This is a genomic window from Sulfitobacter sp. R86518 (assembly GCF_042466275.1).
In the GTDB taxonomy this organism is placed as follows: Bacteria; Pseudomonadota; Alphaproteobacteria; order Rhodobacterales; family Rhodobacteraceae; genus Sulfitobacter; species Sulfitobacter pontiacus.
This window is the reverse complement of record NZ_JAXHCA010000005.1, coordinates 2323179-2342344: the sequence shown is the minus strand read 5'-3', so window position 1 is coordinate 2342344 and position 19166 is coordinate 2323179. Positions and strand designations below refer to the sequence as shown.

Below are 19166 nucleotides of genomic sequence, written 5' to 3'. Positions count from 1 at the left end.
GATGGATAACGAGATCAAGACAGCGGCCGAAGCGATCGAGGCCGACGCGCTGCCGCGCCTCTACGAGGTGCATTCGGACCCCGACAGACGCAATGCCTCTGACCAGCCGGTGCCCAAGGGGATGACCCAAAAGCCCGCCGCGCAGAAATCACCGGCGCAATGGGCCTACGAGCGGGTCGTGCTTTACCTTAGAAATTTCGAAGAGCAGCTGGATGGCGATCACGAGGTCGCGATGGGGTTCGCAGGCGGTGACGCCGGTGTGTTGCGGATCGAGGGTATGGGCTATTTCGACCCGGACATCGTGACCTTTTACGGCAAGGACAACGCCGGGGCACGGATGCAGCTGGTGCAGCATGTCACCCAGTTGAATGTCGCCCTGCGTGCGCTGCCCAAAGCGGTGCAGGAAGCCCCCGCGAATTGTATCGGTTTCCGCTTGGCGCAAGACCTTGAGACGCAAGAGGCGGCACAGACAGGCGAAAACACCTGATCCCGCGCATTTTGATGCCGTGACATAGACAGATGAATACAGTATTCCCCAGTTCAAATCATACGCACGTTAAGACAAGGATCGCGCAAATGGCCAAACATGAACACGGCTCGATGGACACCAGCACGCACGAGAAGACTTTTGACAGCTTCATGAACTTCGTCAAATGGTCGTGCATCGTGATTATTGCCATTCTGGTCTTTATGGCGATCTTCGCGCGCTAAGGCGGGCAAACCTAACCGACAGGATATTTCTATGCGTGTTTGGATGGCTTTGGCCTGCGTCGGGCTGCTTGCGGCCTGTGCGAATGATACCGGGATTGATAACACACCGGCAGAAGTCGCGGCGGCCGCCTATGTGGCACCGGGGCCGCGATCCATCACGTTGATGACGATGATCAACAACCGCACCGGCAGCGGCGGCCATACGGCGCTGGTGGTCAATGGCTCGCAGCAGGTAATCTTTGACCCCGCCGGTTCCTTCCGCGATCCGCGCGTGATCGAACGCGGCGACGTGCTTTACGGTATGACGCCCAAGTGGATTCAAGGCTACAAATCCTCGCACGCACGGAGCACCTACCATGTTGTCAGCCAGGAACTTCAGGTGACGGACGCGCAGGCGGAACAGATCTTGCAGCTTGTGATGTCGAACGGCACGGTAGCAGGGGCGTTCTGCGCCAATGCGACCTCGGGCATTCTGTCGCAGGTCCAAGGGTTCGAAAGCATCTCTAAGACTTTCTATCCGGCCAAGCTCAGCGAACAGTTCGCCAGCTTGCCCGGTGTCACGACGACAAAATACTACGAGAATGACGAAGGCGATGTGATCGACGCGGTGCAGGCGTCGCTTCTAGCCCAGTAACCAAAGCAGACTGTAAAGCGTGGCTGCACCGCTGATGATGGCGAGCAGCACGTTTTTGGTGATCACCCCGATTGTCAGGGCCGCAGCCGCTGCCGCCATGCGCGGCAGGTCAAGCTGCCCGTCCGTGGCTGCGGGCCAGATCACCTGCGGAGCCACAAGCGCGGGCAGGATCGCTACCGCCGTATAGCGCAGGTGCCGCAGCAGCCATGCGGGCATCTCGCGGTCGCCAACCAATCCGGTAAAGACAAAGCGCAGCCCGAAACTGCCGATGCCAAGGGCGATGATCACGAACCAAAGTGTGCCGGTGTTGATATGATCCATTATACCGCGTCCTGTTCAGGGTTTTGGGGCTGGCGCCGTTCCAGCCAAAGCTCTGTCTGCGCACCGGCCATCATCCCCGCAAGCCCCGCGATGATCAGCCCCAGCGAATAGGGCACACCCGCCGTCAGCAGCCCCGCGACAGAGGCGACCAGCGCCGCGACCACATGGGCCGGCGTGCGGAACATCGGCGCGATCATGGCCAGAAAGGTGATCGGCAGCGCAAAGTCCAGCGCCCAGCTTTCGGGGATCTGCGCGCCCACCATCGCCCCCACCAGCGTGAACAAATACCACAGCGGCACAATCGGGGTCACACAGCCAAAGAAATATGCCATCCGTTGCGGGATCGTCATATCGGGCTGTTTCTCGTACTGCGCCATTGCGCAGACATAGGATTGGTCGACCGTCAGATAGGCCGCCAGCGCGCGCTGCCACAGGGGGGCGGAGCCGATGTAAGGGGTCAGCGACGCGGAATACATCGCCATCCGCAGGTTCACCGCCAGCGCAGAGGCCAGCACGATCGCGGTCGGGGCATGTTCCTGCATCAGTTGCAACGCGGTGAACTGTGCTGCCCCCGCAATGACCACAACCGAAAAGGCGAGCGTTTCGAATACGTTCAATCCCGCCTCGGTGGCGAGGATGCCAAACAGGGACGCAAAGGGGATGATCACCAGAACAAAGGGTGCGGCGTCGGCAAGACCTTTTCGAAAGGCCGATTTCGTGGTGGTGATGGCCATGCGTTCCCCCTAGATTGCCGGGACATGCTTAACTGCCGCTTTGGGGGGATGCAATTGTCCGTCAAGACAGACACCGATGCTTATTTGATCGCACCGCAACCGGGGTTGGCGCGGCTGACCCGTGCTGTGACCGGGCGCGACCAAACAGGGGCAGAAACAACGATCAATGTGGTCGAGGAACGCCCGCTGACGATATATCTGAATGCGCAGGAAATTGTCACCGCGATGACGATTGGCGATTACCCTGAATACCTCGCGCTTGGGTTCTTGCGCAATCAGGGCATGCTGCGCGACGGTGAGGATATCACGAGCGTCGACTACGACGAAGAGCTGGAGGTCGTCGTGGTCCGCACCGCCCGCAAAACCGATTACGAAGACAAGATGCGCAAGAAGACCCGTACCTCCGGCTGTGCGGTCGGTACGGTTTTCGGCGATATGATGGAGGGGCTGGAGGGCGTGATCCTGCCCACGACCGCGCTGCGGACCTCGTGGCTGTATGACCTTAGCGCGCAGATCAACCGCACGCCGAGCCTGTACCTGGAAGCCGGGGCGATTCACGGCACGGTGCTATGTCAGGGCAATCGCCCGCTGGTCTATATGGAGGACGTGGGCCGCCACAACGCGGTCGACAAGATCGCGGGCTGGATGCTTTCTGAGAAAGTCTCGGCCGAGGATAAGATCCTCTATACCACGGGGCGGTTAACCTCCGAGATGGTGATCAAGACCGCGATGATGGGCATCCCCGCGCTGGTGTCGCGCTCCGGCTTTACCGCCTGGGGGGTAGAGATCGCGCAGCAGGTCGGGCTGACGCTGATCGGCCGGATGAAGGGCAAACGCTTTATGTGTCTGGCGGGCGAGGACCGTCTGATCCGTGACGCGGACCCCGACGGAATTGCGGATGAACCGAAACGATCTGGGCGAAAGGGCAGCGCATGAAACAGCCACTTGGGGTGATCCTTGCCGGTGGGCAGGCGACGCGGATGGGCGGCGGCGACAAGGGACTGTTGCAGCTTGGCGGTCAAAGCGTGCTGGGTCATGTGATTGAACGGCTGACCCCGCAGGTGGATCGCGTCGCGTTGAATGCCAATGGTGATGCCGCGCGGTTTGCGGGGCTGAAGCTGCCGGTGTTGCCCGATAGTATCGACGGGTTCGCCGGTCCCCTTGCGGGCGTGCTGGCCGGGCTGGATTGGGCCGCTGAACAGGGCGCGGATACCATCGTCACGGCGGCGGCAGACACGCCGTTCTTCCCCGGTGATCTGGTGCCGCAGCTGTTGCTGGCAAGCGAGGGGATGACCCATCCGCTGGTGCTTGCCGCCACGCCGGATGCCAAACGCGGCACCGCGCGGCATCCGACCTTTGGCCTCTGGCCCGTGGCCTTACGCGACGATTTGCGCGCCGCCTTGCAAGGGGGGCTGCGCAAGGTCGTGATGTGGACCCAAACGCATGAGGGGCGCGAAGCGCTGTTCCCCCATGAGGACGCGTTCTTTAACATCAACACCCCCCAAGATCTGGCCCGCGCACAGGAGATGATATGAGAGTTTACGGCGTTGTCGGCTGGAAAAACGCAGGCAAAACGGGGCTGATGGAACGCCTCGTGACCGAAATCACGGGCCGCGGGTTTTCAGTGTCTACCGTGAAACATGCGCACCACAGCTTTGATGTAGATCACCCGGGCAAGGACAGCCACCGCCACCGTGTCGCTGGCGCGCGCGAGGTGCTGTTGGCCTCGCGCAACCGCTTTGCCCTGATGCATGAGTTGCACGGCGAGGATGAACCGACGCTCGACGCGCTGCTGGCCAAGCTTGCGCCCGTCGATCTGGTGCTGGTCGAAGGCTACAAGCGCGACGGTCACGCCAAGGTCGAAGCGCATCGGGCCGAAACCGGCAACGCGCTGATCGCGCCTGAGGATCCGACGATCAAGGCGATTGCCAGCGACACCCCCATGACGTTGGATCGCCCCGTATTCGATCTGAATGATACCAGCGCCATCGCCGATTTCATTCTGGCCGAGGTGGGCTTGTGAGCCCTTTCGACACGTTTGTTGTGGTCGATTGGTCCGGCGGTAATGACACCGGACCAACCCCGCGCAAAGATGCGATTTGGGCGGGGGTGTCGCGGGGGGGCATCTCGGACCCGCCTGTCTATCTGCGCAACCGGTCCGAGGCAGAGGCTTGGATCGCCGCGTTGATCGAAGCAGAGCTGGAGCAGGGTCGCCGCCTGTTCATCGGCTTCGATTTCCCCTTTGCCTACCCTAGCGGTTTTGCCGAGGCCCTGACGGGCAGCGACGATCCCTTCGCCCTGTGGGAGTGGTTCGAGGCGCGGGTCGAAGACGCGCCAGACCGTAACAACCGTTTCGATCTGGTGGCAGAGATCAATCTGGGGCTGGGCGATGGCAGCGGCCCTTTCTGGGCCAACGGCCTGCCGAACCGCGATATCGCAGGGCTGCCGCGCACCAAGGCGGGCTACGCCAACCCGTTTCCCGACAAGCGCGCGGCGGAACAGCGTGCCAAGGGCAGTTTCACCTGCTGGCAAATGGCGGGGGCAGGGGCTGTCGGGTCGCAGGTGGTCATGGGGCTGCCTGTGCTGTCACGCCTGCGTGCTCGCTTTGCCGATCATGTCGCGGTCTGGCCGTTTGAAAAGCCGGATGCGCAGGTGGTCTTCGCCGAGATCTGGCCGTCGCTCACCGTGGGGCCAGCCCCTGACAACATGACCAAGGATGCGTGGCAGGTGCAGGAGCTTGCACGGCAGCTGGCCGCCGTCCCCGCCCCCGATCTGGCGCAGATGCTTGATGTTGAGGCAGCGGAGGAGGGTTGGATTTTCGGTCTGGGGTTCGAACATCTGCTCAAGGCCCCGCCACCCCTGCGCAACGATTGTTTTGCCCTGCCGCCGGGCGTGCATTGGACGCCGGTGGACGAGGCGCTGGCGCAGCTGCGGGCACGGCTGCATCCGGTGACCCCTGTCGAAGACGTGGCTTTGGCTGCCACCTTGGGGCGCATCGCCGCGGCGGATGTGCTGGCACGCCGCGCCAATCCGCCGCTGCCCAATACGGCTGTTGATGGCTATGGCTTTGCCGGCGGGCGCGCGGCCGGGGCCCATGCGATGCCGCTGGCCGAGGGCCGCGCGGCTGCGGGGGACGCGCCGGGGGCGCTTGCCGAAGGGCAGGCGATCCGCGTGCTGACAGGGGCCGCGCTGCCCGAAGGCGTCGATACCGTGGTGCTGCAAGAAGACGTGACCATTGACGGGCGCACCCTGCGGTTTAACGGTCCGGTGAAACAGGGTGCCAATACCCGCAAAGCGGGGGAGGATGTGACGGCGGGTGCCGTAACCCTGCGTGCGGGACGACGGATCACAGCGGCGGATATCGCCTTGCTCGCGGCCACGGGGGCGGCGTCTGTGTCGACCCATCGGTCGCTGCGCGTTGGTGTGCTATCGACAGGGGACGAGATCGTCGAGGCCGGTCGGACCGCGGCCGAGGGTCAGATATTCGACGCGAACCGCCCGATGTTGCTGGGGTTGGTATCGCAGTTCGGCCATCAGGGGGTGGATCTGGGGCATGTGGGTGACAATCGCGCTGCTTTGCGCAGGCGGCTGGATGAGACGCAGGGCCGTGTCGACGCGATCCTGACCAGCGGTGGTGCGTCGGCGGGGGATGAGGACCACGTGTCGGCCCTTTTGTCCGAGGCGGGGGCGCTTGACCTGTGGCGCATTGCGGTCAAACCGGGGCGGCCCTTAGCGCTTGGCATGTGGCAAGGCGCGCCGGTTTTTGGTCTGCCGGGCAACCCCGTGGCGGCTATGGTCTGCACCCTGATTTTCGCGCGCCCCGCGTTAGCGCGGCTGGCGGGGCAGGACTGGCCTGTACCGCAGGGGTTCGACGTGCCCGCAGATTTCAGCAAACGCAAGAAACCGGGGCGGCGCGAGTATCTGCGCGCGCGAATGCGCGACGGGCGGGTGCAGGTCTTTGCCTCTGAAGGGTCGGGGCGGATCAGCGGGCTGGCTTGGGCCGAAGGATTGGTGGAGCTCCCGGACGCCGCGGCCGACATCCAGCCGGGCGATCTGGTGCGCTATATTCCCTATGGGTCTTTCGGGATCACCTGACCGCTAGTCGAACGTCCCCGCAACGCGGCCCAGCAACATGAAGGCCCGCACGGTGCGCGTGTCGGTCAGTGCCGAGATGTCGGCGTCAGAGGCCTCGGCTTCAAAGGCGGCAAAGGCGCGGTCGAAACGGCGCAGGAAGTGATGCGCAGCATCGCGGAAGATCGGGTCTTGCTTCATGCGGGCACTGGTCAGCGCCAGCGAGGACCGGTCACGGATGCCGCCCAAAGCTGCGATCGGACGGCCTCGGGCCCCTTGGGCAAATTGGCGCCAGATTTCGGGGCGTGCACGGTCGGGGCGCAGGTCATCCATATAGATACCGTCCTGACTAAGCAGCGTCAGCACGTCCTGCGACGCCTGCACCAGCTGGGACGCATTGCGGTCTTTCAACGCCTTGCGCAGTGCCGAAAAGCCTTCGGTATCCTTTGCCGTTTCGGGGAAATTCAGCGCGCGAATAAAATCTTCATGTGACAGCGGTGGGGTCATATCCGCGGCCGAGGTGCCAAGCGCCAGCGCGGGCTGGTCATCGACCACCGCAGGCTTGAGAGGCGCCAGGCGGGTGCTGGCGTCGCGGCGGCTTTGGAAGGTGGCCAGCGTGCTTTCGGTCTTGCGGGCGGCGGCGGCAATTTCATCCAGCTTGCGCGCGACGGTCGCGTCTGCCCCAAGGTTCTGCCCTTGCTGTTGCGCGATATACGCCTGCCGGATCGCGTCGATCGCGGCCTGCAAGCGTTTGCTTTCCTCGCGCATGACACGGCTGGCGCGGGCCGCTGTGGCGGCGACCCAGATCATGCCAACGGGCATGAAGATCGCCAGCATCGTCATCAGGAACCGCAAGCCGGCACCGCCCGTATCGGGTTGCTGATCCGACGGCAGCATCAAGAAAAAGATCGCGGACCCCAGCAACCATACAGCGCTTAGCGCTGCGGCGATGAGTTCGATGTTCGAGATCCCGCCGTCGTTCGGGCGCGAATAGACGCCAAAGGGGGTCGACCGCGCGGATAGGCGCGGCGCGTTCGGTGTCAGCTGCGGTTTGTCGGTCATCTCTTTGTCCCCGGCTTATGCGTAGACGATTTTGAGAACCTCATAGGATTTGTCCCCCCCGGGTGTCCGCACCTCGACGCTGTCGCCTTCTTCCTTGCCGATCAGGGCGCGGGCGATAGGGGATTTGATGTTCAGCAGGCCTTTTTCGATGTTGGCCTCGTATTCACCAACGATCTGGTAGGTCTTCTCTTCGTCGGTGTCCTCGTCCACGAGGGTCACGGTCGCGCCGAACTTGATCGCGCCGGACATCTTGGCCGGGTCAATCACATCCGCAAGGGAGATCACGCCTTCGAGCTCTTTGATGCGGCCTTCGATGAAGGACTGCTTTTCCTTGGCGGAATGGTATTCGGCGTTCTCGGACAGGTCACCGTGTTCGCGGGCTTCGGCGATGGCTTTGATGATGGCAGGGCGTTCAACCGACTTCAGATGCTTGAGTTCGGTTTCCAAAGCCGTGTGACCGGCGCGGGTCATGGGGATTTTTTCCATCAGGGGGCGTCCACGCAATGAGGGTCACAGCCCCCGAACTGTCGTCCGAGGGTGCAACCGATTTGAATTGATCCTTACCTGACCCAAACTGCCCCGCGATTGCAAGAGCAGAGTCAGCCCGTCCGCGGCAATCCGCGCTTAGTCATCGTATTGGACCAGCTCGTATTCGACACCGTCGTGATCGCGAAAATAGAAGCGCCGCCCGGGTTCGTAATCGGCGTGGTTCACCGGCGTGAACCCCTGCGCTTTGACCAAGGTTTCGGCGGCGTCCAGATCATCGACGGTCACCCCGATATGGTTCAGCGCGCCGGTGGTGTCATAGCTGCTGGTGCCCGTGGCCGGCGTCTTTTCCGGTGCGTAGAGCGCTACGTATGAGCTGTCGGTTCCGATGTGAATAGTATGTCCACCCGCTATCGCATCGCCTTGCCAACGAATGCGCCAGCCAAAGATCTGCGCCATCCAGGCGGCGGTGGCTTGCGGGTCGGTTACGGTGATGTTTGCGTGTTCCAATTGTGCTGGCATTGTCGGGTCTTCCTTCCGTGTTTGTGACGTTGACCCTATGGTGTGTAATTTCTAAACCTAACTTTAGGTCAAAGACTATTTCGGGGAATGTCTATGGCGGTGAATGACGGGTTGTCGATTGGCGCTTTGGCGCGGCGCACAGGCTTGGCGGTGTCCGCCATCCGCTATTACGAGGCGCAAGGGTTGATCAAACCGTGGCGCAACAACGGCGGGCAGCGGCGTTTCGAGCGTGCCGATCTGAGGCGGCTGAGCTTTGTGATGATCGCGCAGCAATTCGGCTTTACCTTGCCGCAGATCAAGCAAGAGCTGGATCGCCTGCCGGATGGGCGCACCCCCACCAAAGAGGACTGGGCGCGTATCAGCCAGGCGTTTCGTACAACGCTGGACGACCGGATCGCGACGTTGACCCGCCTGCGTGACGACCTAGATGGATGTATCGGATGCGGCTGCCTGAGCCTACAGGCCTGTGCGCTTTATAACCCCCAAGACCGCGCGGGGGAGAAAGGGCAGGGGCCGCGCTATCTGATGGGAGATCCGCGCAGCTAGCATTTTGCGATGCGAAACAATATTGCTGCACCTGCAACATTTAAGATGCAAACTGTCGTGGGTGCGCTAATTTACGCTGTGTTGCGATTGCAATAGCGACCGTGCTGGTTTAGCGAAATCCAAACCGTTTTCTGCCCGAAGAGGAGCCCCAAATGGCCGAAGTTGAACGCGAAGCAATGGAATATGACGTCGTTATCGTCGGTGCGGGCCCTGCCGGTCTGTCCGCCGCGATCCGTCTGAAACAACTCGACGCTGACTGCAATGTGGTCGTGCTGGAAAAGGGCTCTGAGGTGGGGGCGCATATCCTGTCGGGTGCGGTTCTGGACCCGATCGGTCTGGACGCCCTGATGCCCGACTGGAAGGAAAAAGGCGCGCCGATCAAGACCAAGGTCGAGGAAGACAACTTTTACATGCTGGGCGAGGCGGGAAAAATCCGGGTGCCGAACTTCCCCATGCCGCCGCTGATGAACAACCACGGGAACTACATCGTTTCCATGGCCAATGTCTGCCGCTGGATGGCAGAACAGGCCGAAGAGCTGGGGGTCGAGATTTTCCCAGGCATGGCGTGCTCCGAGCTGGTCTATGGCGACAATGGCGAGATCAAAGGCGTTGTGGCCGGTGAATTCGGCATCAGCGCCGATGGCACCAAGGGCGACGGCTATGAGCCCGGCATGGAGCTGCACGGCAAATACGTCTTCCTGTCCGAAGGCGTGCGCGGCAGCCTGTCCAAGCAGGTGATTGCGAAATACGATCTGGACGCCGGAAAAGAGCCGCAGAAATACGGCCTTGGCATGAAAGAAATCTGGGAGATCGACCCCGCCAAGCACAAAGAGGGCACCGTGACCCACACGATGGGCTGGCCTTTGAACAGCAACGCGGGCGGCGGGTCGTTCATCTATCACATCGAAAACAATCAGGTGTACGTCGGTTTCGTTGTCCACCTTGGCTACAAAAACCCGCATGTCTTCCCCTACATGGAATTCCAGCGCTTCAAGCACCACCCGATGGTTGCTGAGCTGCTGAAAGGCGGCAAGCGCGTGGCCTACGGCGCGCGCGCCATCACCGAAGGCGGCTACCAGTCGATGCCCAAGATGGTCGCACCCGGTGTGGCGTTGCTGGGCTGTTCGGTGGGCATGGTCAACGTGCCGCGCATCAAGGGTAACCACAACGCGATGCTGTCGGGCAAAGCTGCCGCCGAAGCGGCCTATGACGCGATCCAGGCGGGCCGCGCCGGTGACGAGCTGACCGCCTATGAGGAAGACGTCCGCAGCGGCGAGATCGGCAAAGACCTGAAAAAAGTGCGCAACGTCAAACCGTTGTGGAGCAAGTACGGCCTTGTGACCTCGCTCGCCGTGGGTGGGTTCGACATGTGGACCAATACCTTCGGCTTCTCGCTGCTAGGGACGCTGGGGCATGGTAAATCCGATGCTGAAGCGACCGAAAAGGCCGACAAGCACAAGAAGATCGACTACCCCAAGCCCGATGGCAAGCTCAGCTTTGACCGTCTGACCAACGTGGCGTTTTCCTTCACCAACCACGACGAAAGCCAGCCCGCGCATTTGACGCTTAAGGATCCGTCGGTGCCGGTGAACATCAACCTGCCGGAATACGCTGGCCCCTCGGCGCGGTATTGTCCTGCCGGCGTGTATGAATTCGTCGAGGAAGACGGCAAGGACCCGCGCTTTGTCATCAACTTCCAGAACTGCGTGCACTGCAAGACCTGCGACATCAAGGATCCGACGCAGAATATCGTCTGGACCACGCCGCAGGGTGGGGATGGCCCGAACTATCCCAATATGTAAGCGTCGCTTGCGGGCCTAACGTGTAAGCGTCACTTACTGGATGAAATCGATCAAAGGCGTGCTGCGGCGCGCCTTTTTTCATGCAAGGTTCCGCCGATAGAGGATAAGCGGGATGTCCCTTTGGATAGGCGGCATTGCGCTTGGTCGTGAACCTGTTAGCCTTGCGCGCAAATACAAATGAGGCGTGCCAGTATGATCCGTAACCTTCTGTTGACCGCAAGCGTTTTGGCGCTGACCGGAGCCGTTGCAATGCCCGTACAGGCGCAATCGGCGGCGGGGGCCTATCTTGCCGGTCGGCATGCTGCGGTGCGCAGCGATTTTGCGGAATCTGCCAAGTATTATGGCGAGGCGCTGGCGCTTGATCCCAAGAACCCCGAATTCCTTGAAAGCACGGTTCTGGCGTTGCTCTCGCTGGGGGATATCGACCGCGCCCTGCCTTTGGCGCGCATTATGGCCGCGTCGGACCAGCCCGGGCAGATCGCCTATCTGGTGACAACCGCTGGCATGGCGCAGGAAGAAAACTATGCGGGTCTGATCGAACAATCTGCAGACGAGGGCGGGATCGGCCCTTGGGTGGACGGTTTGGTCAAGGCTTGGGCGCATGTGGGCGTGGGCGACATGACCGCCGCCATCACCCAGTTCGACGATCTGAGCAAAGAAGCCGGCATGCAGGGGTTCGTGCTGTATCACAAGGCTTTGGCACTGGCGTCGGTCGGCGACTACGAAGGAGCGGAGGCGATCTTTGCTTCGAACCAAGCGGGATCGGCAGGGCAAACTCGTCGCGGTGTGATCGCGCGGGCGGAAATCCTTGGCCAGCTAGGGCGAAATGAACAGGCGCTTGCGCTGCTGACCGATAGTTTCGGGGCCAGCAGCGACCCCGAACTTGACGGGTTGGTCGCCGCCTTGCAGGGGGAGGGGCAGGTCGCCTTTACCCAGATCCCCGATGCCAAGGCAGGCATTGCCGAAGTCTTCTTTACCTTCGCCGCCGTGTTGCGCAATGAAAGTGCCGGTGACTACTATGTGCTGCTTTATTCGCGCATCGCGCGTTACCTGCGCCCCGAGCATATCGACGACCTGTTGCTGACCGCGGATCTGCTGGAAAACATCGGCCAGTACGAGCTGGCGATCGAGGAACTGCAGGACGTACCCGCCGACAACCCCGCCTATCACGCAGCCGAACTCGGGCGTGCGGCGGCGCTGCGACGGTCGAACAAACCGGAACAGGCGATCGAGGTTCTGCAACAGCTGACCCGCAGCCACGGCACCTTGCCGTCGGTCCATTCCGCCTTGGGGGATGCTTTGCGGGCGCAGGACAACTTCAAGGCCGCAATCAAATCCTATGACCGCGCGATAGAGCTGACACCCGACAGCAATCCGCAACGCTGGGTGCTGTATTACGCCCGCGGCATTGCCGAAGAACGCTCTGGCAATGGCGAGGCATCCGAACGCGATTTTCGCGCCGCTCTCAAGATCAACCCCGATCAGCCTCAGGTGCTGAACTACCTCGGCTATTCGCTGGTGGAACAGGGGCGCAATCTGGACGAAGCGTTGAACATGATCGAACGCGCCGTCGCGGCGAGCCCTGAATCAGGCTATATCGTCGATTCACTGGGCTGGGTCTTGTACCGTTTGGGCCGCTACGAAGAGGCCGTCGACCAGATGGAAAGGGCCGTTGAACTGGTCGCCGTCGATCCGGTGGTCAACGATCACCTGGGTGACGTTTACTGGTCCGTTGGCCGTCAACGCGAGGCTGAATTCCAATGGCGTCGGGCGCTATCGTTTGTTGATCCCGAAGACAAAGACAGCGAGGCCGATCCCGACCGCATGCGCCGCAAGCTCGAGGTGGGGCTGGACGCGGTGTTGGCCGAAGAAGGGGCCGAGCCGCTCAGCAAAGCCTCTGCCGAGAAATGACGACCCAAGCCGCTGTCCTCGGGGTTGCCAACGCGGGTTTCGCCTGGGCCAAGGTGAACCTGACCCTGCATGTCACTGGGCAGCGCAGCGATGGCTACCATCTGCTGGATAGTCTTGTGGTGCGCGCGGGCTTTGGCGACCGGATCGCGGTATCTCCCTCTGACCAGCTTGAGCTGTTTATCGATGGTCCCTATGGCGGTGCCGCCCCCCATGATGACCGCAACCTCGTGGTGCGTGCGGCAAGGCTGCTGGACGCGGGCGCGGGCAGGGGGGCGCGGTTGCATTTGACGAAAAACCTCCCCGCCGCGGCAGGGATCGGCGGAGGATCAGCAGATGCAGCCACGGCGCTGCGCTTGCTCTCGGCGCATTGGGGGCTTCCGGTGCCCGAGGACGTGGCGCGACTGGGTGCCGATGTTCCGGTTTGCCTGCATGACACCCCCCAGCGGATGGAGGGGATCGGCGAGCGATTGACGCCCGCGCCCAAGCTGCCGCCCTGCTGGCTGGTGCTGATCAACCCGAATAAATCCGCCGCCACGCCCGAGGTCTTCTCAAGGCTCGAGTCCCGCGCCAACGCGCCCATGCCCAAAGAGCTTCCCGCATTCACCAGCGCGCCTGCGTTCGCCGCCTGGCTGGCCACACAGCGCAACGATCTGGAGGCACCGGCGATCGAGGTGGTGCCAGAGGTGGCAGATTGTCTGGACAGCCTACAGGACGCGCTGCTGGCGCGTATGTCGGGCTCTGGTGCGACCTGCTTTGGCCTTTACGAGACCGAGGCGCTGGCGCAGCGCGCCGTCATGCGTATTGCCGCGGCACAGCCCGACTGGTGGGTCACCGCCGCACCGATGCTGGGGTAGCTTCGACGCGCCCCAATGGGGGGGGCGATTAGCTAATACGCGCAACGACGTAGTCGGCCAGATCGCGCAGCATCTGCGTCAGCTCGTGGTCCGGCAGGGTGTTCAGCGCAGTCTTGGCCTGTTCCGCCCATGCCAGCGCCTCTGCCTTGGTTTCATCCAGAGTGCCATGTGCATTCAGCAGCGACAGAGCGTGTTCAAGATCGCCGTCCTCCTGCTTGCCCTTCTCGATGGTGCGGGTCCAGAAGGCACGTTCGGCCGCGTCGCCCTTGGCGATCGCCTTGATAACCGGCAGGGTCAGCTTACGCTCGCGGAAGTCATCACCGATGTTCTTGCCGGTGGCATTCGGGTCGCCTTGGTAGTCCAGCAGATCGTCGACAATCTGAAACGCGATCCCCAAGGCATCACCATAGTCAAACAGGGCCTGAACCTGTGCGTCAGGGGCCGCGGCAATCACCCCGCCCACCTGCGTCGCTGCCGAAAACAATGCCGCCGTCTTCCCGCGCACGACCTGTAGGTAGATGCCTTCATCCGTAGCCAGATTCTGCGCGGCGGTCAGTTGCAGCACCTCGCCCTCTGCAATCGTGGCGGAGGCATTGGCAAGGATCGCCAGCACGCGCATGTTATTCGTCTCGGTCATCAGCTGGAAGCTACGCGCGAAAAGGTAATCGCCCACCAGCACCGAAGATTTGTTATCCCACAGCAAGTTAGCCGTCGGCCGCCCGCGACGCTGCGCGCTTTCATCGACCACATCGTCGTGCAGCAGGGTCGCGGTGTGAATGAATTCCACCGTGGCGGCAAGGTGCACGTGGTAGGGGCCGTCATAGCCGCACAAACGCGCCGCAGCGAGGGTCAGCATCGGGCGCAACCGCTTGCCGCCTGCCTCTACCAGATGCGCCGTGACCTCGGGGATGCGCGGCGCATGTTCTGACGCCATGCGGTCGCGGATCAGATCGTTCACCGCGGTCATATCCGCGCTAAGATAGGCCGCCATCCGGTCATGTGGTTTCTGGGTGTTTTCGCTCGTCATTTACACGACCTTAATTGGAAGGCTCGACAATCAACGTCGATTGCCCTTACATCTCTGTTATGAAGGAACTTTTGCGCACAACCGATCCGACAATAATCGCCTTTGCCAGCGCCCTTCTTCAGGGCGAGGATATAGACTGCTTTCCGCTGGACGTAAACATGAGCGTGCTTGAAGGCGGGATCGGCATTTTCCCCCGCCGCTTGATGGTGCACGACGACGATCACACCGCCGCATCGCGGGTGTTGCGCGACAACGACATCCCCACCGGGTTGCCCAAGTAACCGCTGTGGACGTCTATGACCCCGACGCGCTCACGCGGGATGCGTTTCTGGGCGGCAAACTGCATTTGTGGCAGCCGCGTAAAGGCTACCGTGCGGGCGTCGACCCTGTTTTATTGGCTGCAACGGTGCCGGCGCAGGCCGGTCAGCGCGTGCTAGAGCTGGGCTGCGGGGTAGGGGCGGCGTCGCTTTGTCTGGGCGCGCGGGTGCCGGGCTTGCAGCTGACGGGGGTCGAGATCCAGCCTGCCTATGCCGCGCTTGCACGGCGTAATAATCCAGCATTTGAAGTGGTTGAGGCCGACATTGATGCCATGCCGCTGGCCCTGCGGCAGCGACAATTTGACCACGTTCTTGCCAACCCGCCGTATTTTGATCGACATGCCTCTGTCGCTGCGACAAATAGCGGTCGTGAAACCGCCTTGGGTGAAGCGACTCCGTTGGAAACCTGGGTCAAGATCGCGGCCAAACGCCTTGCCCCGAAAGGGCAGGCGCATTTTATCCATCGGGCGGAACGCCTGCCCGATCTGATCCGCTCGCTACCCCATGATATGGGCAGCATAGAGGTGCTGCCGATCGCACCGCGCATTGGTCGCATGGCTGAACTGGTCATCCTGCGTGCGCGCAAAAGCGGGCGGGGGGCGTTTCGCTTGAACGCGCCCCTTATCATGCACGAAGGCGCACAACATTTAAGCGACGGCGACAGCTATGTGCCCGAAATAAGAGCGGTCCTGCGCGAGGGCGCAGCGCTGCCATTCTAAGCAGCCTCTCGCCGATATCTCAACTTGTCGATAGTTTTGCTGCGCTGCCGCGTGACAGGTGGAATATTTCGTGCTTCAATCATTCTACGCAACATAACCTAAGGAGAGTTACATGGCTTTTGACGCACATCTGGATGCTCTGAAACGGAAGCATTTGGCAATGAGTGACGCTGTAGAACAGGCCCAACGATCGCCGAGTATGGATGGGCTAAAGGTTGCGAATATGAAAAAGGAAAAGCTGCGCTTGAAAGAGGAAATTACCCGGCTTTCCGCCTGATAGATTACAATTCCGTTGGCGTGCCCATTGGGCCGCCGACAAAAAGGCCAGCGCGAAATGCGCTGGCCTTTTGCGTTCAAGTAGGCCGTTCAGACCAGATGCTGCGCACCATTTGCGGTGATCGTGGACCCGTTGATAAAGCCCGCGTCATCACTGACTAGGAATACAACCGCGCGGGCGATTTCTTCGGGTTCGCCCAAGCGGCCGGTCGGGATTTGCGCCACGATAGAGTCGCGCACCTTCTCGGGCACCGCCATCACCATATCCGTCGCAATATAGCCGGGGCAGATCGCATTCGCGGTAATGTTGGCACGCGCGCCTTCCTGCGCGAGTGACTTCACAATGCCCAGATCGCCTGCTTTGGTCGCGGCATAGTTCACCTGGGCGAACTGACCTTTCTGCCCGTTGATCGAGCTGATGACGACGATCCGACCGAACTTGCGTTCGCGCATGCCAGGCCAAACCGGGTGGATCGTATTGAAAACACCCGTCAAATTGGTGCCAACCACTTCGTTCCACTGGTCGGGCGTCATCTTGTGGAAAGGGGCGTCGCGGGTGATACCTGCGTTTGCTACGACCACGTCAATCGGGCCTAAGTCTTCTTCGACTTTTGCAATCCCGGCTTTGGAGTCGTCATAGTCGGCGACGTTCCACTTGTAGGTTTTGATGCCCGTGGTTTCTGTAAACTGCGCGGCTGCCTCGTCGTTCCCGGCATATGTTGCCGCGACGGTGTATCCTGCGTCTTTCAAAGCTGTGGAAATAGCCGCCCCGATCCCGCGGCTTCCCCCTGTTACAAGTGCAACACGTGACATAAATCTCTCCCCTTAAGGCAATGTTGTTTCGTTTGCCTTATTAATTTCGTAATTTAATTACGTGGAGAATTTGTAGTCAGGCTTGAAATTCATTGCAACAGTTTACGCAGGGAAAAAGCAGATGTTTTTCGCGTGGCGCGCGTTCTTGCCGAACACGCGCCAGGCTTGATCGATTATACAGCGTTATGGGCGCTCAAGACACATGGCCACGCCCATGCCACCGCCGATGCACAGGGTCGCGAGGCCTTTTTTCGCGCCGCGCCGCTGCATCTCGAACAAAAGCGTGTTCAGGATGCGCGCGCCGGAGGCACCGATGGGGTGGCCGATTGCAATGGCACCGCCGTTCACGTTCACGATCGATGGATCCCACCCCATGTCCTTGTTGACCGCGCAGGCCTGCGCCGCGAACGCTTCGTTGGCTTCGACAAGGTCCAGATCCTCGGCCTTCCAACCCGCTTTCTCAAGCGCTTTACGCGATGCATAGATCGGGCCGGCACCCATGATCGTCGGGTCCAGGCCAACGGTCGCATAGGACGCGATGCGCGCCAAAGGTGTGATGCCGCGCTTTTCGGCGTTGTCCGCGGACATCAGCAATGCGCCAGCGGCCCCGTCGTTCAGGCCGGACGCATTGGCTGCTGTGACGGAACCGTCTTTGGTGAAGGCGGGGCGCAGTTTCTGCATCGCTTCCATCGTGGCACCGTGGCGGATGTATTCATCTTGATCGACAACCACCTCGCCCTTGCGGGTTTTGACGGTGAACGGCACGATTTCGTCCTGGAATTTACCGGCCTTCTGGGCGGCTTCGGCTTTGTTCTGCGAGGCCACCGCGAATGCGTCTTGGGCGTCGCGACTGATATCCCATTTAGCGGCAACGTTTTCAGCTGTTTGGCCCATATGGTACCCGTGGAACGCATCCCACAGACCGTCGCGGATCATCGTATCGATAAGTTGCATGTCGCCCATTTTCTGACCCGGACGCAGATTTTGTGCGTGGGGGCTCATCGACATGTTTTCCTGACCACCGGCTGCCACAATATCGGCGTCGCCCAATTGGATGTGCTGCGCTGCCAAAGCGACCGCGCGTAGACCAGATCCGCAGACCTGGTTGATCGACCATGCAGCACTTTCGATAGGCAGACCCGCATTCACATGTGCCTGACGGGCAGGGTTTTGCCCCTGAGCGGCGGTCAGAACCTGACCCAGAATTGTTTCATTGACCTCGGAAGGGTCGATGCCTGCGCGGGCGACGATCTCTTTCAGCACCGCGGCGCCCAGATCGTGCGCGGGTGTATTTGCAAAGGATCCGCTGAAGCTGCCGACAGGCGTGCGCGCTGCGGATGCGATGACAACGTTGGTCATATGTGTTCTTCCCCTGAACTACTGACGTGGGGTAATATAATACGGCGTTTCCCCGTTCCCCCGTCTTCTATGGTTTGGACATATCCCATTGCTGCACATGCGGCAATCGCGCCATGTTCGCTTACGCATTTTTGCGCTCTTCCGGCGTGCTCTGCCAGTAGGGTTGGGTGGTTGGTGCGCCATACAGAAAGCCCTGTTGGCAATCGACCCCAAGCGCGAGAAGCAGGGATGCATCGTCTTGATTTTCAACCTGTTCGGCGACGGTTATCATGTCGAAGTTGCGCGCGATCGACACCATGATCGACACGATTGCACGATTGTCGGGGTGGTCGCTTACGCCGCGGGCGAACTGCCCGTCGATCTTCAGAATGTCAAAGAACATCTCTTTCAAATAGCGGATGGCGATGTAGTCAGAGCCAAAGTTATCCAATGCAAAGCAAACGCCCCGTGTCTGGAGCTGGTCCATAAAGCTGGCGACGAGTTCGGGCATTTGCATCGCCGATTTTTCGCTAATTTCCAGGATGAGACGTTCGCCAATGGTGCCGTCGCGCGACAGCCACCGGTTCAAAAGGGTCGTCCATCCCGCATACCCGATAGAGCGCGCGGACATGTTGATCGAAAGGCGCAACCCTTTGTTTTCGCTCAGCGCGGCAAGCCCCGCATTGAGCGACAGCACATCAATCTCGCGGCCAAGCTGGGTTTTCTCTACCACGGGCATGAATTCGCGGGCGGGGATGACGCGACCGGTGGGATCCAGAATGCGAATGAACCCCTCGTAAAAGGCGATTTTGGGATCGTCCGCGTCCCGCATGACGGGCTGGTAAGCCATCAACGTCTGATTATGCGCGACAGCAGCCCTGACCATGGCCAATGTGCTGCCGTCGCGTTGGGTCAGCGCGTAGTCGAGCGGGTTTTTCGTCCCCTCGGGCAGATCGGCGAGCGGGTGTGGTGATATATCTTCCAAAGTGGCGCTTCCATTTATCGCTGTACTCATGTCACCT

At 61.0% G+C, this 19166-nt stretch carries 23 protein-coding genes; 14 read left to right on the top strand and 9 right to left on the bottom strand.

Features of this window, described 5'->3' with window-relative positions:
- Nucleotide 1: 1 nt before the first annotated feature.
- The 3 genes from SJY36_RS12480 (at nucleotide 2) to SJY36_RS12470 (ending at nucleotide 1345) form a co-directional block, all read left to right on the top strand.
- Nucleotides 2-487 (top strand): DUF6173 family protein, encoded by a 486-nt coding sequence (locus tag SJY36_RS12480; protein ID WP_386175544.1) that lies wholly within the window; start codon nucleotides 2-4, stop codon nucleotides 485-487.
- A gap of 89 nt (nucleotides 488-576) precedes the next feature.
- The gene (locus tag SJY36_RS12475) at nucleotides 577-711 is read left to right on the top strand and encodes an aa3-type cytochrome c oxidase subunit IV (protein WP_005849635.1); all 135 of its coding nucleotides are present in this window, start codon (nucleotides 577-579) and stop codon (nucleotides 709-711) included.
- A 31-nt stretch (nucleotides 712-742) separates the two neighbouring features.
- Nucleotides 743-1345 carry a hypothetical protein gene (locus SJY36_RS12470; RefSeq protein WP_037966046.1) on the top strand — a complete coding sequence of 201 codons (603 nt, stop codon included), beginning with the start codon at nucleotides 743-745 and terminating at the stop codon, nucleotides 1343-1345.
- Here SJY36_RS12470 and SJY36_RS12465 read toward each other — a convergent pair.
- The gene (locus SJY36_RS12465) at nucleotides 1334-1666 is read right to left on the bottom strand and encodes an AzlD domain-containing protein (RefSeq protein ID WP_009825231.1); all 333 of its coding nucleotides are present in this window, start codon (nucleotides 1664-1666) and stop codon (nucleotides 1334-1336) included. The two genes, SJY36_RS12470 and SJY36_RS12465, sit on opposite strands and share 12 nt — an antisense overlap.
- Entirely contained in the window at nucleotides 1666-2400 is a 735-nt protein-coding gene (locus SJY36_RS12460) for an AzlC family ABC transporter permease (RefSeq protein WP_386175541.1), read from the bottom strand. The genes SJY36_RS12465 and SJY36_RS12460 overlap by 1 nt, the downstream gene beginning before the upstream one ends.
- Before the next feature lie 48 nt (nucleotides 2401-2448).
- Here SJY36_RS12460 and SJY36_RS12455 point away from each other — a divergent pair, with 48 nt between their 5' ends.
- Genes SJY36_RS12455 through glp form a run of 4 tightly spaced genes read left to right on the top strand, consistent with a single transcriptional unit; the run spans nucleotide 2449 to nucleotide 6495 of the window.
- The gene (locus tag SJY36_RS12455; RefSeq protein ID WP_386175538.1) at nucleotides 2449-3336 is read left to right on the top strand and encodes a formate dehydrogenase accessory sulfurtransferase FdhD; all 888 of its coding nucleotides are present in this window, start codon (nucleotides 2449-2451) and stop codon (nucleotides 3334-3336) included.
- A complete protein-coding gene (gene mobA / locus SJY36_RS12450; RefSeq protein ID WP_386175535.1) occupies nucleotides 3333-3935 on the top strand; it encodes a molybdenum cofactor guanylyltransferase MobA in 603 nt (200 codons plus the stop codon). The genes SJY36_RS12455 and mobA overlap by 4 nt, the downstream gene beginning before the upstream one ends.
- The gene (gene mobB / locus SJY36_RS12445) at nucleotides 3932-4423 is read left to right on the top strand and encodes a molybdopterin-guanine dinucleotide biosynthesis protein B (protein WP_064217161.1); all 492 of its coding nucleotides are present in this window, start codon (nucleotides 3932-3934) and stop codon (nucleotides 4421-4423) included. Before mobA ends, mobB begins: the two co-directional genes overlap by 4 nt.
- Complete coding sequence (gene glp, locus SJY36_RS12440; protein WP_386175531.1) at nucleotides 4420-6495, top strand: gephyrin-like molybdotransferase Glp; 2076 nt, start codon at nucleotides 4420-4422, stop codon at nucleotides 6493-6495. The genes mobB and glp overlap by 4 nt, the downstream gene beginning before the upstream one ends.
- A 3-nt stretch (nucleotides 6496-6498) precedes the next feature.
- On the opposite strand, the gene SJY36_RS12435 is transcribed toward glp, so the two are convergent.
- The 3 genes from SJY36_RS12435 to SJY36_RS12425 all read right to left on the bottom strand — a co-directional run bounded on the left by SJY36_RS12435 (nucleotide 6499) and on the right by SJY36_RS12425 (nucleotide 8541).
- Nucleotides 6499-7533: a hypothetical protein gene (locus SJY36_RS12435; RefSeq protein WP_386175528.1), complete on the bottom strand. Its 1035-nt coding sequence runs from the start codon at nucleotides 7531-7533 to the stop codon at nucleotides 6499-6501.
- A gap of 15 nt (nucleotides 7534-7548) precedes the next feature.
- Nucleotides 7549-8019, bottom strand: a complete 471-nt coding sequence (greA, locus tag SJY36_RS12430) for a transcription elongation factor GreA (RefSeq protein ID WP_005849618.1) — start codon at nucleotides 8017-8019, stop codon at nucleotides 7549-7551.
- A 138-nt stretch (nucleotides 8020-8157) separates the two neighbouring features.
- Complete coding sequence (locus SJY36_RS12425; protein ID WP_386175525.1) at nucleotides 8158-8541, bottom strand: VOC family protein; 384 nt, start codon at nucleotides 8539-8541, stop codon at nucleotides 8158-8160.
- 93 nt (nucleotides 8542-8634) lie between these two features.
- Here SJY36_RS12425 and soxR point away from each other — a divergent pair, with 93 nt between their 5' ends.
- From soxR to SJY36_RS12405, 4 genes are all read left to right on the top strand, one after another.
- A complete protein-coding gene (gene soxR / locus SJY36_RS12420) occupies nucleotides 8635-9087 on the top strand; it encodes a redox-sensitive transcriptional activator SoxR (protein ID WP_037966272.1) in 453 nt (150 codons plus the stop codon).
- 152 nt (nucleotides 9088-9239) lie between these two features.
- The gene (locus SJY36_RS12415; protein ID WP_005849615.1) at nucleotides 9240-10889 is read left to right on the top strand and encodes an electron transfer flavoprotein-ubiquinone oxidoreductase; all 1650 of its coding nucleotides are present in this window, start codon (nucleotides 9240-9242) and stop codon (nucleotides 10887-10889) included.
- Between the two features lie 192 nt (nucleotides 10890-11081).
- On the top strand, nucleotides 11082-12800 hold the full coding sequence (locus SJY36_RS12410; RefSeq protein WP_386175522.1) for a tetratricopeptide repeat protein: 1719 nt from the start codon (nucleotides 11082-11084) through the stop codon (nucleotides 12798-12800).
- On the top strand, nucleotides 12797-13654 hold the full coding sequence (locus SJY36_RS12405) for a 4-(cytidine 5'-diphospho)-2-C-methyl-D-erythritol kinase (protein ID WP_386175519.1): 858 nt from the start codon (nucleotides 12797-12799) through the stop codon (nucleotides 13652-13654). Before SJY36_RS12410 ends, SJY36_RS12405 begins: the two co-directional genes overlap by 4 nt.
- 28 nt (nucleotides 13655-13682) lie before the next feature.
- Here SJY36_RS12405 and SJY36_RS12400 read toward each other — a convergent pair whose 3' ends face one another.
- Nucleotides 13683-14681, bottom strand: coding sequence for a polyprenyl synthetase family protein (locus tag SJY36_RS12400; RefSeq protein WP_386175516.1), 999 nt, complete (start codon nucleotides 14679-14681; stop codon nucleotides 13683-13685).
- A gap of 59 nt (nucleotides 14682-14740) precedes the next feature.
- Between SJY36_RS12400 and SJY36_RS12395 the strand changes: the two genes are divergently transcribed.
- The 3 genes from SJY36_RS12395 to SJY36_RS12385 all read left to right on the top strand — a co-directional run bounded on the left by SJY36_RS12395 (nucleotide 14741) and on the right by SJY36_RS12385 (nucleotide 15994).
- Entirely contained in the window at nucleotides 14741-14962 is a 222-nt protein-coding gene (locus SJY36_RS12395; protein WP_386175513.1) for a DUF2007 domain-containing protein, read from the top strand.
- 5 nt (nucleotides 14963-14967) lie between these two features.
- The gene (locus SJY36_RS12390; protein WP_386175510.1) at nucleotides 14968-15717 is read left to right on the top strand and encodes a tRNA1(Val) (adenine(37)-N6)-methyltransferase; all 750 of its coding nucleotides are present in this window, start codon (nucleotides 14968-14970) and stop codon (nucleotides 15715-15717) included.
- Between the two features lie 112 nt (nucleotides 15718-15829).
- On the top strand, nucleotides 15830-15994 hold the full coding sequence (locus SJY36_RS12385) for a YdcH family protein (protein WP_005849604.1): 165 nt from the start codon (nucleotides 15830-15832) through the stop codon (nucleotides 15992-15994).
- An 89-nt stretch (nucleotides 15995-16083) separates the two neighbouring features.
- Here SJY36_RS12385 and phbB read toward each other — a convergent pair whose 3' ends face one another.
- The 3 genes from phbB to SJY36_RS12370 form a co-directional block, all read right to left on the bottom strand.
- Nucleotides 16084-16806: an acetoacetyl-CoA reductase gene (phbB, locus tag SJY36_RS12380; RefSeq protein WP_005849603.1), complete on the bottom strand. Its 723-nt coding sequence runs from the start codon at nucleotides 16804-16806 to the stop codon at nucleotides 16084-16086.
- 183 nt (nucleotides 16807-16989) lie between these two features.
- Nucleotides 16990-18165 carry an acetyl-CoA C-acetyltransferase gene (locus SJY36_RS12375; RefSeq protein ID WP_005849602.1) on the bottom strand — a complete coding sequence of 392 codons (1176 nt, stop codon included), beginning with the start codon at nucleotides 18163-18165 and terminating at the stop codon, nucleotides 16990-16992.
- Nucleotides 18166-18286: 121 nt separating this feature from the next.
- Nucleotides 18287-19129, bottom strand: coding sequence for an EAL domain-containing protein (locus SJY36_RS12370; protein ID WP_037966077.1), 843 nt, complete (start codon nucleotides 19127-19129; stop codon nucleotides 18287-18289).
- Between the last annotated feature and the right edge of the window lie 37 nt (nucleotides 19130-19166).

What these genes read in the sequence shown, in the direction of transcription:
- SJY36_RS12375 (WP_005849602.1), bottom strand. Translation starts at nt 18,165, where the DNA reads ATGACCAACGTTGTCATCGCATCCGCAGCGCGCACGCCTGTCGGCAGC.
- phbB (WP_005849603.1), bottom strand. Translation starts at nt 16,806, where the DNA reads ATGTCACGTGTTGCACTTGTAACAGGGGGAAGCCGCGGGATCGGGGCG.
- SJY36_RS12405 (WP_386175519.1), top strand. Translation starts at nt 12,797, where the DNA reads ATGACGACCCAAGCCGCTGTCCTCGGGGTTGCCAACGCGGGTTTCGCC.
- SJY36_RS12395 (WP_386175513.1), top strand. Translation starts at nt 14,741, where the DNA reads ATGAAGGAACTTTTGCGCACAACCGATCCGACAATAATCGCCTTTGCC.
- SJY36_RS12455 (WP_386175538.1), top strand. Translation starts at nt 2,449, where the DNA reads ATGCAATTGTCCGTCAAGACAGACACCGATGCTTATTTGATCGCACCG.
- greA (WP_005849618.1), bottom strand. Translation starts at nt 8,019, where the DNA reads ATGGAAAAAATCCCCATGACCCGCGCCGGTCACACGGCTTTGGAAACC.
- SJY36_RS12480 (WP_386175544.1), top strand. Translation starts at nt 2, where the DNA reads ATGGATAACGAGATCAAGACAGCGGCCGAAGCGATCGAGGCCGACGCG.
- SJY36_RS12470 (WP_037966046.1), top strand. Translation starts at nt 743, where the DNA reads ATGCGTGTTTGGATGGCTTTGGCCTGCGTCGGGCTGCTTGCGGCCTGT.
- SJY36_RS12400 (WP_386175516.1), bottom strand. Translation starts at nt 14,681, where the DNA reads ATGACGAGCGAAAACACCCAGAAACCACATGACCGGATGGCGGCCTAT.
- mobA (WP_386175535.1), top strand. Translation starts at nt 3,333, where the DNA reads ATGAAACAGCCACTTGGGGTGATCCTTGCCGGTGGGCAGGCGACGCGG.
- mobB (WP_064217161.1), top strand. Translation starts at nt 3,932, where the DNA reads ATGAGAGTTTACGGCGTTGTCGGCTGGAAAAACGCAGGCAAAACGGGG.
- SJY36_RS12475 (WP_005849635.1), top strand. Translation starts at nt 577, where the DNA reads ATGGCCAAACATGAACACGGCTCGATGGACACCAGCACGCACGAGAAG.
- soxR (WP_037966272.1), top strand. Translation starts at nt 8,635, where the DNA reads ATGGCGGTGAATGACGGGTTGTCGATTGGCGCTTTGGCGCGGCGCACA.
- SJY36_RS12425 (WP_386175525.1), bottom strand. Translation starts at nt 8,541, where the DNA reads ATGCCAGCACAATTGGAACACGCAAACATCACCGTAACCGACCCGCAA.
- SJY36_RS12460 (WP_386175541.1), bottom strand. Translation starts at nt 2,400, where the DNA reads ATGGCCATCACCACCACGAAATCGGCCTTTCGAAAAGGTCTTGCCGAC.
- SJY36_RS12410 (WP_386175522.1), top strand. Translation starts at nt 11,082, where the DNA reads ATGATCCGTAACCTTCTGTTGACCGCAAGCGTTTTGGCGCTGACCGGA.
- SJY36_RS12385 (WP_005849604.1), top strand. Translation starts at nt 15,830, where the DNA reads ATGGCTTTTGACGCACATCTGGATGCTCTGAAACGGAAGCATTTGGCA.
- SJY36_RS12415 (WP_005849615.1), top strand. Translation starts at nt 9,240, where the DNA reads ATGGCCGAAGTTGAACGCGAAGCAATGGAATATGACGTCGTTATCGTC.
- SJY36_RS12465 (WP_009825231.1), bottom strand. Translation starts at nt 1,666, where the DNA reads ATGGATCATATCAACACCGGCACACTTTGGTTCGTGATCATCGCCCTT.
- SJY36_RS12435 (WP_386175528.1), bottom strand. Translation starts at nt 7,533, where the DNA reads ATGACCGACAAACCGCAGCTGACACCGAACGCGCCGCGCCTATCCGCG.